Source organism: Bacteroides celer (assembly GCF_002632415.2).
In the GTDB taxonomy this organism is placed as follows: domain Bacteria; phylum Bacteroidota; class Bacteroidia; order Bacteroidales; family Bacteroidaceae; genus Bacteroides.
This window is the reverse complement of record NZ_CP178209.1, coordinates 5,875,848-5,889,851: the sequence shown is the minus strand read 5'-3', so window position 1 is coordinate 5,889,851 and position 14,004 is coordinate 5,875,848. Positions and strand designations below refer to the sequence as shown.

11 protein-coding genes are annotated in these 14,004 nt (G+C 41.7%); 2 read left to right on the top strand and 9 right to left on the bottom strand.

Translation table 11 applies throughout. From position 1 onward, the window contains the following. Positions 1-45: 45 nt before the first annotated feature. Entirely contained in the window at positions 46-441 is a 396-nt protein-coding gene (locus CJF29_RS23375; RefSeq protein ID WP_004296707.1) for a DUF3836 domain-containing protein, read from the bottom strand. Positions 442-831: 390 nt separating this feature from the next. Continuing rightward, a complete protein-coding gene (gene polA / locus CJF29_RS23370) occupies positions 832-3,681 on the bottom strand; it encodes a DNA polymerase I (RefSeq protein ID WP_074559789.1) in 2,850 nt (949 codons plus the stop codon). A gap of 88 nt (positions 3,682-3,769) precedes the next feature. On the opposite strand from polA, the gene CJF29_RS23365 reads away from it, so the two are divergent. Further along, a complete protein-coding gene (locus tag CJF29_RS23365) occupies positions 3,770-4,744 on the top strand; it encodes a polyprenyl synthetase family protein (RefSeq protein ID WP_074559786.1) in 975 nt (324 codons plus the stop codon). Here the strand turns inward: CJF29_RS23365 and CJF29_RS23360 are convergent, their stop codons facing one another. The 7 genes from CJF29_RS23360 to mnmG all read right to left on the bottom strand — a co-directional run bounded on the left by CJF29_RS23360 (position 4,745) and on the right by mnmG (position 12,130). Next, a complete protein-coding gene (locus tag CJF29_RS23360) occupies positions 4,745-5,425 on the bottom strand; it encodes a DUF1266 domain-containing protein (RefSeq protein WP_074559784.1) in 681 nt (226 codons plus the stop codon). It abuts the gene before it with no gap. A 394-nt stretch (positions 5,426-5,819) separates the two neighbouring features. Then, positions 5,820-6,722: a deoxyribose-phosphate aldolase gene (deoC, locus tag CJF29_RS23355; RefSeq protein WP_074559782.1), complete on the bottom strand. Its 903-nt coding sequence runs from the start codon at positions 6,720-6,722 to the stop codon at positions 5,820-5,822. After that, positions 6,709-7,047: a nucleotide pyrophosphohydrolase gene (locus CJF29_RS23350; RefSeq protein ID WP_074559779.1), complete on the bottom strand. Its 339-nt coding sequence runs from the start codon at positions 7,045-7,047 to the stop codon at positions 6,709-6,711. The genes deoC and CJF29_RS23350 overlap by 14 nt, the downstream gene beginning before the upstream one ends. 19 nt (positions 7,048-7,066) lie before the next feature. After that, positions 7,067-7,519, bottom strand: coding sequence for a D-aminoacyl-tRNA deacylase (dtd, locus tag CJF29_RS23345; RefSeq protein ID WP_022199983.1), 453 nt, complete (start codon positions 7,517-7,519; stop codon positions 7,067-7,069). A gap of 238 nt (positions 7,520-7,757) precedes the next feature. Further along, positions 7,758-9,593, bottom strand: a complete 1,836-nt coding sequence (gene uvrC, locus CJF29_RS23340) for an excinuclease ABC subunit UvrC (protein WP_074559777.1) — start codon at positions 9,591-9,593, stop codon at positions 7,758-7,760. 69 nt (positions 9,594-9,662) lie between these two features. Continuing rightward, positions 9,663-10,193 carry an adenine phosphoribosyltransferase gene (locus CJF29_RS23335; protein WP_099146098.1) on the bottom strand — a complete coding sequence of 177 codons (531 nt, stop codon included), beginning with the start codon at positions 10,191-10,193 and terminating at the stop codon, positions 9,663-9,665. A gap of 50 nt (positions 10,194-10,243) precedes the next feature. Beyond that, positions 10,244-12,130 (bottom strand): tRNA uridine-5-carboxymethylaminomethyl(34) synthesis enzyme MnmG, encoded by a 1,887-nt coding sequence (mnmG, locus tag CJF29_RS23330; RefSeq protein WP_074559775.1) that lies wholly within the window; start codon positions 12,128-12,130, stop codon positions 10,244-10,246. A gap of 1,290 nt (positions 12,131-13,420) precedes the next feature. On the opposite strand from mnmG, the gene CJF29_RS23325 reads away from it, so the two are divergent. Continuing rightward, the gene (locus CJF29_RS23325; protein ID WP_074559773.1) at positions 13,421-13,990 is read left to right on the top strand and encodes an RNA polymerase sigma-70 factor; all 570 of its coding nucleotides are present in this window, start codon (positions 13,421-13,423) and stop codon (positions 13,988-13,990) included. Positions 13,991-14,004: the final 14 nt, after the last annotated feature.

Genomic DNA, 14,004 nt, shown 5'->3' with positions numbered 1-14,004 from the left:
AGCGGCGTATCCTTTTGTTAGAATATTAGAATGAGAGAGTTTATGTTACATATTTGTATTATCCATCGTAACGGTCATTTCGGGTACCAGTACGTAGGCTTGTTTTTTAGCGTTCCATTTATAATAATTCGTAGTAACGGTCTTGCCTTCATAAGTATAATTGATGCGTAGGTCTTTTTCCCATGCGTCCTTGCTATTGTTCCATTTCAAGGCTTCGCTTTCAATCATACGTTTGTTGTCATCGTACTTGTAATTGTACTTCATGTAGTTGGCAAGTGTATTTCCGTCCATTTTGTAAACGGTTTGTCCCACTGTCATACCATTCTCCTCGATTGGATTATAAATCAATTGATTATCGTAGCTACGTGCAGAAGTAGCAAGCGATACAACAAGAAGAGCTGCAGATAAAACGAACATTTTTAAAGATACTTTTGCTTTCATGGCTATTTAAGTTTTTGGGTTATGCTTTCATTTGTCTACCAAATGCATTGATTTTACGCTGCAAATCTACATATTAATTTGGTATTTATGCGTTTTAGAAGATAAAAGATTGTCAAAATGTCAAGAGTGGGGGTAGGTGGTAACTAGCTTTTTGCCAATATTGGTGACAAAAAAATATCCGGCAGTCAATCTGCCGGATATAGAATGAATCACTTCGTTGAAAAAGGAATCTTTTTTCTAGCTTTCTGGATACAGAGTTAAATAATGTTATTACTCATACTTGCTTTTATTTTGTAAGCGGAGGCCCCGGATAAGGTGGAGTCTCCCAGCGCAATTAGTATCTAAAAGATAGCAATTCCTTATTGAGGTAGTCTTTATTCACTTGATGGTTTAATGTGCCTCAAGCCAGTTTTTGCCCCATCCGCAATCTGCTTTCAAGGGGACGTGCATGCGGTATGCTTTCTCCATTTCTTCGATGACGATTTCTTCTACACGCTCTTTTTCATTGACAGGAACGCTGAAATTTAATTCGTCATGTACTTGCAGGATCATTTTGGCTTGTATTCCTTCGGCCTGAAACCGTTGATAGATACGTGCCATTGCTACTTTTATAATATCTGCCGCACTTCCCTGGATAGGGGCGTTGATGGCATTTCGTTCGGCATATCCGCGTACAACGGCATTCCGGGAATTGATGTCCGGCAAGAAGCGTTTCCGGTGGAAGATTGTTTCCACATAGCCTTTTTCCTGGGCCACCTGGATACTTTTATCCATATATGCTTTTACTCCCGGATAAGTTTCAAAGTAACCGTCGATTAACTCTTTGGCTTCTTTGCGGTCTACATTCATTCGTTCGGCAAGACCAAATACGGATATGCCATAGATGATACCGAAATTGGCAGTCTTAGCTTTACGGCGCATGTCGGAACCTACGTCTTTCAGGTCGGTCTTATAAATTTTGGCAGCAGTGGCCGCATGAATATCGTGATTGCTAAGGAAAGCATCAATCATATTCTTATCCTCGCTAAGGTGTGCCATGATGCGCAACTCAATTTGCGAATAGTCGGCAGAGAAGAAGAGGCAGCCTTCATCGGGGATGAAAGCCTTGCGGATTTCTTTTCCGTTCTCGTCGCGGATAGGGATATTTTGTAAATTCGGATTGCTTGAACTAAGGCGTCCTGTAGCGGTTACAGTCTGGTTGAAAGAGGTGTGTACCCTTCCTGTACGTGGATTGATGAGCTGGGGGAGTGCGTCGATATACGTGCCCAATAGCTTTTTCAGTCCGCGATGTTCCAGAATCTTTTCTACTACCGGATGTTTGTGCCGGAGGCTTTCGAGCACTTCTTCCGAGGTGACGTACTGGCCGGTCTTAGTCTTTTTTGCCTTCTCTACGATTTTCAGTTTGTCAAATAGTACCTCACCGACTTGTTTGGGCGAAGCGATATTGAAAGTCTCACCGGCCAATTCGTAAATCTCTTTTTCGATTTGCTCCATCTGGGCGGTGAAATGGGCGGACGACTGCTTCAATGCTTCCGTATCCAGCAATACCCCGTTCCGTTCTATATTAACCAATACGGGAACTAGCGGCATTTCTATATCATAGAACAAACGTTCTGCGTCATTTTCTTTCAGTTCTTTCTCCAATACATTTTTCAGTTTCAGAGTTACGTCTGCATCTTCGCAGGCATACAGATATACATCTTTCGGATCGAGATCGCGCATGTTCTTCTGATTCTTTCCTTTGGGACCTATCAGTTCGTCAATGTGGATAGTCTGATAGTGCAGGTAAATTTCCGCAAGATAATCCATGCCATGACGAAGTTCCGGTTGAAGAACATAATGAGCGATCATCGTATCGAAAAGCGGACCTTTTACTGTTGCGCCATAATTTTGAAGAACAATCATGTCGTACTTGATATTTTGTCCGACTTTTAATGAATTCTCATTTTCGAAGACCGGACGGAACTCATTTACGATTTTTAACGCTTCGTCTTGGTCCGATGGTACGGGAACATAAAAAGCTTCATTTTCTGCAATCGAAAAGCTCATTCCGACTAATTCGGCATCCATTGGTTCAGTTCCGGTGGTTTCCGTATCTAACGAGAGAATTTTCGATGTAAGTAACTTTTGAATAATTTCCTGTCTTTTCTCCTCTGTATCAACGAGTTGGTAGTTATAAGTGAGCGATTCTAACGTCTCTAGGTTCGATTTTTTTGCTTCACCCGGTTCATCGGGCGTGAAATTCGCAAATAAATCGCCTTGCATTCCGCCTCCTTCTTCGGGAAAAAGTGGAAGAGGAGAGGGGGTGCTTTTCCCAGTGGCAACTTTGCTTCCGGTGGCAGAGGTTATTCCGTTTCCGGAAATATCTTTTTTGAGCACCCGGTCAATGAGTGTTCTAAATTCCAATTCCTCGAAAATGCTACGAAGTGAATTTTCGTCTGCTTCTTCGCGGACAAGAGCATCCATTTCAAGTTGGATGGGGACATCGATTTTAATGGTGGCGAGAAATTTCGAGAACGTAATCATTTCCCGGTTAGTTTCCACTTTTGTTTTCAATGCTCCTTTCAGTTGGTCGGTATGTTCCAATAGGTTCTCGATGCTTCCGAATTCGGAGATTAGTTTTTGAGCAGTCTTTTCTCCTACTCCGGGACATCCGGGGATGTTATCCGAAGAGTCACCCATTAGTCCGAGCATATCGATCACCTGTGCCGGAGACTGAATGTCAAACTTGGCTTTCACTTCCTCAACGCCCATCACTTCGAAACCTCCTGTGTGTTTAGGGCGATACATAAATACTTTGTCACTTACCAGCTGCCCGTAATCTTTGTCGGGAGTCATCATATAGGTAGTGATACCCTGGCGACCGGCTTCAGTAGCGAGCGTACCTATCACATCGTCGGCTTCGTAGCCTGCCACTTCCAGAATGGGGATGCGGTAGGCGCGTATAATATCCTTTATAATAGGTACGGAAAGACGGATTGCTTCCGGAGTTTCTTCGCGTTGCGCTTTATATTGTTCAAAAGCCTCGTGGCGGAAGGTGGGACCTGCGGGGTCGAAGGCTACTCCTATATGAGTGGGATTCTCTTTTTTCAGTACTTCTTCGAGGGTGTTCACAAAACCCAGTATGGCTGAAGTGTTGAATCCTTTGGAATTGATTCTTGGGTTCTTAATAAAGGCGTAATACGCCCGATATATCAATGCATAAGCGTCTAAAAGAAATAATTTATTACCTGAATCCATAGATTTAATTAATTTTTCATGGTAAAAGTACAAAAAAATACGGTATTAAGCGTTTTATTATTACTTTTGTGCTCAAATTGTGTAATAAATGGACAGTATCTCACTTATCAGAACTCCGATTGAAGCGGAACTGGGCGACTTCAAAGAACTTTTTGATAGTTCTCTCTCCAGTTCAAATGCATTGCTCGATAGCGTCGTATCTCACATACGGCAGAGGAATGGTAAGATGATGCGGCCTATTCTTGTTTTACTCGTGGCACGTCTTTATGGCGCAATATGTCCTTCCACTCTTCATGCGGCTGTTTCATTGGAACTCCTTCATACGGCCAGCCTGGTACATGATGACGTAGTGGATGAAAGCTCCGAACGTCGTGGACAGCTCTCGGTAAATGCTATCTTTAATAATAAAGTAGCGGTGCTGACGGGTGACTATTTATTAGCAACCAGCCTCGTACACGCCGAACTGACAAACAGCCATCGTATTATTCAGCTGGTGTCCACTCTTGGACAGGATCTTGCTGACGGTGAGTTGCTTCAGCTTTCAAATGTAAGTAATCACAGTTTTTCCGAGGAAGTCTATTTTGATGTAATCCGCAAGAAAACTGCTGCTCTTTTTGCTGCCTGCACAAAGGCTGCCGCTTTCTCGGTAGGTGTGGGTGAGGGGGAAGCTGAACTTGCCCGTTTGCTGGGCGAATATATTGGTATCTGTTTCCAGATAAAGGATGATATTTTCGATTACTTTGATAATAAGGAGATCGGTAAACCTACGGGTAATGATATGCTTGAAGGTAAACTGACATTACCCGCTTTGTATGTGCTGAATACGACGAAAAACGAGGAAGTGCAAGAAATTGCAATCAAAGTAAAGGAGGGTACGGCTACTCTTGATGAAATAGCTCATTTGATTTCGTTTATTAAAGAAAACGGAGGTATTGAATATGCGGTTCAGACTATGAATGTCTATAAGCAAAAAGCTTTCAATCTATTGGCTTCTTTGCCGGATTCCGATATCTGTGCAGCTCTCCGGGCTTATCTGGATTACGTAGTAGACCGCGAAAAATAGTTACTTCCGGTATTTTGCCAGAAGTGAATAGCACAATAATAACCGGTCCCAATCTTCTATCTTTTCCGATTTCATCGCTTTTCCTAAAAGGAAACTCTTGTCTATTTCTTCCGCTGTATGAAGATCTAAAGAACATAATTTGGCGGCTTGCTCTATGTAGTCCCAGGCTTTCTCTTTGGTGATGTGACCACATGCCTGGGAGGCGCGCGCCAGGCTCACAAGCAGTCCCATATCCCATCCGATAATGCCTTTTTCCAAATCATTTATCCATATAATAGGGTCCCTTCTTTCCTCTGTATATTTTACGAATTTGTATAGATTCTTTCCTTGACGAATAAAACGTTCCACTCCGAAAAAACGCTTTTGAATGACGTTTTCGAACTCGTTGATGTTCTCTGTAGAGAGTAAATAGGGGAGCATAATCTGGTAGGAGACTCTGTCGCCTTCGTTGATAAGGAACTGGAATAGTCCGGTGACGGACTCATTATTGGTGCAGTGAAACTCCTCTGTTAGCAGTTTGGATAGTTTTTGTGGATGGATTCCGGTCTCCATGGAGTTGAGATAGAAGCCTTGCAGTCCGGCTTCCATATAACCGATGCGTAGCCCCTTCTTTTTCTCTGCTCCGAGGATGAGGTTCAGAGGGTTGTGATTGAATCTTAAGGTTCTTGTATATGCGTCCATCCTAATACCTTCAAAGGTTCATGAAAAGCGTGAGAACTGTTGCCATGTATTTTCCTGAGGCTTCGGCAAGCCGTTATGAGTATACAAGCAACAGTCCCACGCTCCATTCGATATATAACAAAAGTATATACATGAAGGTGCGTGAGACCCGTTTGCTTATTACCATTCATAACTTTGAATTTTGCCGAATTCCAGGAATTGGTAATAAATGAAACGTTCTCTAATATAACTAATTAGCTATATTTTCATCGCTAAACCTTTTACAAAGATAAGTATTTTTCTGAATTCTCCTGTAACTATCTTTAGATTTTCTTAAATAAAAAATACCGCGTCGGTTCCCGGAGTACGGGAGCCGCGCGGTAAGGCGTATTTGATTGCTAATGTAGCCTTTAGCTTAGAAGAACTTGATTTCTTCCCCTTTGATGTCAGAAAGAAGGAGATTAGCTAAGCGGCTGGTTCCCAGGCGGAATAGTTGATTATCCAGCCATTCTTCACCCAATAATTCTTTTACAATCGTGTAGTAAATAATCGCATCATTAACGGTATTGATGCCACCTGCCGGTTTGAATCCAATCTTGATTCCGGTCTTCTGGTGGTATTCTTTGATGGCTTCACACATCACGTAAGCGGCTTCCGGAGTAGCGGCAGGCTGTTGCTTACCGGTGGAAGTCTTGATGAAATCTGCGCCCGAATACATGGATAGGATAGAGGCTTTCTTGATGTTGGAAGCGCTCTTTAGTGCACCTGTTTCGAGGATCACTTTGAGGTGGCGTTCCTTGCAAACTTCCTTTAATTCCTGTATTTCTTCACACATTCCTTCGTAGTCTCCGCTTAGGAATTTGCCGATGGAAATGACAATATCTATTTCATCTGCACCTTCTGCGATTGCTAATGCTGTTTCTGCCACTTTTACTTCAATGAATGTCTGCGAAGAGGGAAAACCTCCTGATACACAGGCTATATTGACTCCGTCTACCTCCAGCGTATTCTTAACGATGGCTGCAAAATTGGGGTATACACAGATTGCTGCAACATTTTTAAGATCAGGATATTCGTCGTCAAACTGATTGACTTTTTCGGTAAAGTGCATCACACTTTTGTCACTGTCTGTACTATTCAAAGTAGTCAGATCAATACAGTTGAACAGGAACTTCTTAACGTCTTCCGTGTTGTTTTCCGGCACTTTTTTCTCAATCAATTCAGCTACGCGAGCTTGAATATCTGCATCGCTCAGATTGGTATTATACTTTGCCAATGCGGCATTGTACTTGTTGGGCTGTGATTTATTCTCTTCCATGATCTTTCAGTTTTGGGTTGTTGATATGTCTTTTATTATCTCGTTTCGTTTTCTTTTCCATGCTTTTCTGGAAAGCAGTGGTTATGTCTACACCTGTCTGGTTGGCAATGCAGAGAAGCACCCATAAAATGTCTGCTATCTCTTCATCTATATTATCTTTCTCTCCCTCTTTAAAGGATTGATCTCCATATTTGCGGGCCATGACACGCGCCAGTTCTCCTACTTCTTCCGTCAGAACTGCCATATTGGTCAACTCGCTGAAGTAGCGGACGCCGTATGTTTTCACCCATTGGTCCACTTGTTTCTGTGCTTCTTCCAGAGTCATAATTGTTGATGGTTGGTTATTATTCTTTGTTTTTTGTATCCATGCATATAGTAACGGGGCCGTCGTTTAAAAGTTCAACTTTCATGTCTGCCCCAAAGATGCCTGTGCCTATTTCTTTTCCCAATGCACCGCTTAAATCTTTGCAGAATTGTTCGTAGAGTGGGATAGAGACATCCGGCTTGGCAGCTTTGATATAGGAGGGGCGATTTCCTTTCTTGGTAGAAGCGTGTAGCGTGAACTGGCTGATAACCAGAATCTCACCTCCATCTTCTAAAATAGATTTGTTCATTACGCCATTCTCATCATCGAAGATACGTAGATTTACAATCTTCTTGCAGAGCCAGTCGATATCTTCCTGCCCGTCTGCTTCTTCAATACCGACTAATATCAGCATCCCTTTCCCAATGGACGACTTGCAGTGTCCTTCAATGGTTACTGACGCATGGTTTACCCGTTGTATGACTATTCTCATTGTTATTTATTCTATTTCATGATTAGGAAAGGCAAATTTACAAAATTCAGAAGAGAAAACGGTGTGTTGATGGGAAAATATTGTGAATTCGCTCCGTAGTCAATAGGAGCATTCGTTATTGTTTGTTGTCAATTCGCTATCTTGGTAGTGATAATCAACTTATTGATTGTTATGGCTTGAAATTTAGAGCGGCACTGCTCGAAAGTTCGAACAGTGCCGCCTTGGCTGACGTATTTCCTTATTGTTGTTCGTTATCCAAACCTTCTTTTACAGTCTTGGCTTTCGCTTCTCCAATCACAGCGGAAATCTCCTCAAAAGAGGCTTCTTTGATCCGTTTTACGCTCTTAAATTCTTTCAGAAGCGCTGTTTTTGTCTTTTCTCCAATCCCTTTGATATTGTCTAATGCCGATGCTACCTGCCGTTTGCTGCGTTTATCACGATGGAAACTGATGGCAAAGCGGTGCACCTCATCCTGAATCTGTGTCAGCAAACGGAATAACGGGCTTTGCTGTTTGATACCGATAGTCTGCGGAGGAAATCCAAAAAGCAGTTCCGATGTGCGATGGCGATTGTCCTTTGCCAGTCCGGCAATCGGGATTGTTAAGTTCAGCTCATCTTCAATCACCTCTCTAACGACCTCCATTTGGCCTTTTCCACCATCGGTGATAATCAGGTCGGGCAGAGGGGCGTTTTCTTCAATAGCGCGCTGATAACGTCTTCTGACGACCTCTTTCATGGATGCATAGTCGTCAGGTCCTACAACCGTCTTTATATTGTATTTCCGATAATCCTTCTTTGAGGGTTTAGCCTTTTTAAAGACAACGCAAGCGGCCACGGCATCAGAACCCTGTATGTTTGAGTTGTCAAAGCATTCAATTTGCAAAGGCGGTCTGTCCAGATGCAACTCTTGCTGTATCTCTTTCATTAATCGCATACTTCTTTGCTCCGGATTCAGCTTTTCCGCCTGTTTTAGACGGTCGGCTTTGTATTGCTTCACGTTTAGAATCGAAAGATCCAGCAATTTCTTTTTATCTCCCCGCTGTGGAACGGTAAATACGATGTTGTTTAGCTCCAAATCAAGTTCAAAAGGCACTATAATCTCTCTGGATTGACTCTTATAGCGTTCCCGCATTTCGATAATACCCAGTGTCAAAAGCTCTTCTTTTGATTCATTCAGCTTCTTTTTATATTCGAATGTAAACGCCTGGTTAATGGCACCGTTTGTAATATGCAGATAGTTGATGAAAGCGGAATTGGACTCGTCCTCTTCAATAGAAAATACATCTATGTTGTGCAATACAGCGCTTACTACCTCCGATTTGGAACGGTAGTTTTCTATCAGAAGATATTTCTCTTTCACCTTCTGTGCTTCTTCAAACTTCATCTCACCAGCTAATGTCTGCATCCTTTCCAGTAGCATACGGCTGATTTCTTGTGTATTTCCTTTCAGGATCTCTTTGATTTCATCAATGTTTTTGAGATAATCCTCCTGTGATTGCAGCCCGATGCATGGTCCTGCGCAGTTCTTTATATGATATTCCAGGCATACGTTGAACTTACCAGCCCGTATATTCTCCGGAGTTAGGTTTAAACTGCAAGTTCGCAAAGGATATAAATGCTTTATCAGATCCAGTACCGCATACATGGATGGTATGTGACTATATGGTCCATAATACGAAGAACCGTTCCTGATAATTTTCCTTGTTCTGAAAACTCTGGGAAAATACTCGTTTTGTACGCAAATAGAAGGGTATGTCTTGTCATCCTTTAATAGAACGTTGTAGCGCGGCTTATATTTCTTTATCAGATTATTCTCCAGCAATAACGCATCTTCTTCCGTGTTGACTACAATATAACGAATATCGGCGATTTTGCTGACCAGCACTCGTGTCTTTCCCGGTTCATGCTCTTTGCTGAAGTAGGAATAGACTCTTTTCTTTAGATTTTTAGCCTTTCCAACGTATATAATTGTACCCTCCGTGTTCAGGTATTGGTAAATACCCGGCTTCTCGGGAAGGTTGGCTACAATCCCTTTCAAATATTCATTGGCTCTGCTTTCTGGTTCTGTATTCATAATTGTTAGGTACGAAAGATCGCTAGCTGCTTACTTTTGACACATTCTCTGCAAATAGAGGTAAATCCTTTATAAAGACAATACCGATTCTACTTCTACGTCATCTCCGAACAATGATTTTCCATTCAGTTCTTTCAATTCGATGATGAAGTTTACATATACCTTTTTAGGCTTTAGTCTTTTCACCAATTCGCAAGCTGCTTTCATGGTGCCTCCTGTTGCCAGCAAATCATCATGTAGTAGAATTACGTCATTTTCGTCCAGTGCATCTTTGTGAATTTGCACCGTATCTTTGCCATACTCCTTATCGTAGCTTTCTTCAATCGTTTCTGCCGGGAGTTTGCCCGGTTTGCGGACTGGAATAAAACCGGCGTTCAGACGGGTTGCCAGAATTGGTCCCATAATAAAGCCTCTTGATTCTATACCTACCACTTTGGTGATTCCTTTATCCTTATACATATCGAACATGATATTGGATAATTCCTGCAAGCACCATGGATCTTTGAATAGAGTGGTGACGTCGTAGAACAGGATTCCGGGAATCGGAAAATCGGGTACTTCCCGAATGCTTTTGATTAGTGTTTCTTTGCTCATAATCATTGAATTATATCGTTTCTTTAAATTCTTTGTTTCACGTGAAACGTTGCCGCTTATCGTCCCGAAAGCACCAGCAGCACGTTGATGTCGCTAGGAGAGACTCCCGGGATTCTGCTCGCTTGCGCGATTGTTTCCGGATCTATCTTTACCAGCTTTTGCCGAGCTTCGGTGGAAAGGGACTGAATGGTAGAATAGTCAAATCTTCCTTTAATCTTGATACTCTCCAATCGTGCTAGTTTTTCAGCTATCATTCTTTCTCTGTCAATATATCCTTGATACTTGATTAGGATTTCGGCGGCTTCGAGAATCTCTTCTTTCCGGTCTTGATCCGAACTCGTCGCTTTTTCCAGTTCGCGTTGAAACGCCGGAACATATTCTGCTATATTTTCTATTGTCACTTGCGGGCGGTTCAGAATCTCTATCAACTTACAACCTTGACGTAGGGGAGTTGTCCCTATCTTTTCGAGAGCATCGTTGATTAGTGCAGGTTTCATCGAATAGTTGCGCGCGAAAGAAATGATTTGTTCCACAGCTTCTTTCTTGCTTCTTACTAACTGATATCGATCTTCTTTTGCCAACCCAAGCTTAAATGCTTTCTCTGTTAAGCGCATATCGGCATCATCCATGCGAAGCAGAATACGGTATTCCGCACGCGAGGTAAACATACGGTAAGGTTCATCCACACCTTTGGTAACCAAATCGTCGATTAATACGCCAATATATGCTTCATCGCGAGCCAAAGTAAATGCTTCTCCGCCGTGGCAGTTGATGTGTGCATTGATACCGGCTATCAATCCTTGTCCTCCTGCTTCCTCGTATCCGGTGGTTCCGTTTACTTGTCCGGCAAAGAACAAGTTTTTTATAATCTTCGATTCCAACGTATGTTTTAATTGAGTCGGATCGAAATAGTCATATTCGATAGCGTATCCCGGGCGGTAGATAACCAGATCTTTGAAAGCCGGGATTTGTTTTAATGCTGCAATTTGTATTTCCATCGGAAGCGAAGAAGAGAATCCGTTAAGATATAACTCTTGTGTCGTTTCTCCTTCCGGTTCGAGAAATAACTGGTGCTGATCTTTATCCGGGAAAGTGACAATCTTGGTTTCGATGCTCGGACAATAGCGTGGCCCGATACTTTGAATCTGTCCGTTGAACAGGGGAGAATCCGGCAAACCTTCACGCAGAATCCGGTGTACTTCTTCATTGGTGTAGCATGTCCAGCATTGAAGTTGCTTTAAGTGGTGCGTGCTAGTATTCATGAATGAGAACTTGTGGAAGTCCGATTCACCGTCTTGTGTTTCCATCTGGTCAAAATGCACACTACGCGCGTCGATTCGTACCGGAGTACCGGTTTTCATCCTTCCGTAAGAGATACCGTGACGGGCGATGGATTCGGTCAGCTGATAAGAAGCCGGCTCGGCCATTCTTCCTCCCGGCAATTTATGACGTCCTACATGCATCAGTCCGTTGAGGAAAGTTCCTGCGGTGAGCACAATGCATTTTGCTTTAAAGGTGACACCCCATGCGGTGACCAATCCGGTGACCTCACCGTTTTCAACGAGCAGTTCACATACGGTATCTTGCCAGATATGAAGGTTGGGTGTATTTTCCAGTTTCTCTCGCCAGGACCAAATAAACTTAGCCTGGTCGCATTGGGCGCGAGGGCTCCACATGGCTGGACCTTTCGAGCGGTTTAGAATTCGGAATTGAATGGCAGTCTCATCTGTCACTAATCCCATCTGTCCACCCAGTGCATCTATTTCACGTACAATTTGTCCTTTGGCGATTCCTCCTACAGCCGGATTGCAACTCATCTGTCCAATCTTGTTCATGTCCATAGTGATGAGACAAGTTTTGGAACCTAAATTAGCAGCAGCTGCCGCTGCTTCACAACCAGCATGTCCGGCACCAATTACAATTACGTCGTACTTAAAATCCATTCCTATCTTATTTATTATCAAACGCTGCAAAGTTACAGAAAAGTTGCGAGACTTGTATCTTCAAGCTGTTTTTGCTTCTGAAAATCCGGGGAGGAATCCGGTTTAATTGAAAAAACGCTGTAATTTTGAGTTAGAAATATGCAGATTGTTCGAGATTTGACTATTCTTCGAGTTTTGTAATCCTGCGTTTTTGTGGAAAATAGTGATATTATGCTCTTTTATATCTTATTTTACTGTCTTTTTATTAGTTGCTTGTCTGCTCAATAATGGATGAAACTAGAAAGCAAAATGGAGAATTTGTTCAAAATAGAGGTTATCGTCAGAATAAATGTGAGGTTTACACTTAAAATTTGCTTCATGTCTTGACATAAGTCAAAAAAACAAGCCCAAATGTATTTTTTAGTATCATGGACTTTGTTGTTTTCGCAAACAGCTATACCTTTGCAGTGTAGTTGTGAAACTACTTATATTTTTAGGTATTAGAAAAAAGATTATAATTAAAAGGTATTAGTTTATAAAATTAAGGTATTAGATTTTAAGATTAGTTTTTAGGAAAAGGATTGTTTTGATTAGGTATTAGGAAAAAGACGTTTTTAGGTAACGAGTAAATGAAAATGAAGAAAAAAGAAGAATCCCATTTATGGGGATTCTTTAAAGGTGGGGCGGAATGATTCGCTCTTTTTTTGTGCCTCTTTTAAATATATCTCGTAAGTACTTTACTCACAGTCGTGTTGGGAAAGTTTGATTTCATGCCTTTAAAAAAAAGTTCAAGCCTTTGAAACTAAAGTTTCATTACGAGAAACTACTTGTTTCACACCGAGAAACTAACAGTTTCATTACGGGAAACAAACAGTTTCAAGCCTTGAAACAAATAGTTTTAGGTTGGGGAACAACTTGTTTGAAGGCAGAAGACAAAAGTTTAGGCCGTTTGAACTGACTAAAAAGCTTTCTTTTACCGTTTCCTTTAATAGATCATAGCCGTATTCTGCGTCTTATATTGACCGAAATAGGTGGTGATAGGTGATAGGTTAGGTGAAAGATCCTTTTCAACCTATCACCATGCTTCAATGTACGATGAATAAGCCGATTGGAGAGGTGCGGTGATAGGTGATAGAGAACTTTGTGTTTTTTGATTAGAAGAGGGAAGCCTTTTATTTTCTATTTTGTAGGTTAGTTGGGCCTGCGTTTCTGAAAAAAACAATATATTTGCATTTATAAATACCGCTATAGTAAGTGTTTATAGCGATTTCAGAGAAATCTGTTTCGTTTTTTGATAGGTAGAGTGACAATATGGACGATAAGATTGACATCATAGTAGCAGGAGTCAACCGGAAGGATGAAAAGATATGGGGCGATTTCTACGATCGTTTTTATGCTGCTCTATGCATTTATGTCGCCAAAATATTGCCCGTTCCGGATGCAGTGGAAGATCTGGTTCAGGAGGTTTTCATTTCTGTTTGGGAAGGTAAGCGTACCTTTTCTGATATCAAAGAGCTCACAAATTATCTCTATCGCGCCTGCTATAATAATACTTTATTATATATACGCAATAATCAGATTCATGATACAATTTTAAGTTCTCTCGCCGAGGAAGAAGACGTGGAGGATGAAGACGTAATCTATGCGTTAACGGTAAAAGAAGAAATTATCCGGCAGCTCTATTGCCATATCGAAGAACTCCCAGCCGAACAACGCCGGATCATTTTAATGAGAATCGAAGGACATACATGGGAAGAGATAGCCGAACGTTTAGAAATAAGTATCAATACTGTTAAAACTCAAAAGACCCGTAGCTATAAATTTCTTCGTGAGAGACTGGGCGACTCTGTACATTTTATAATTCTTTGTTTATTTCTCTAAAAAGATAAAAAAAT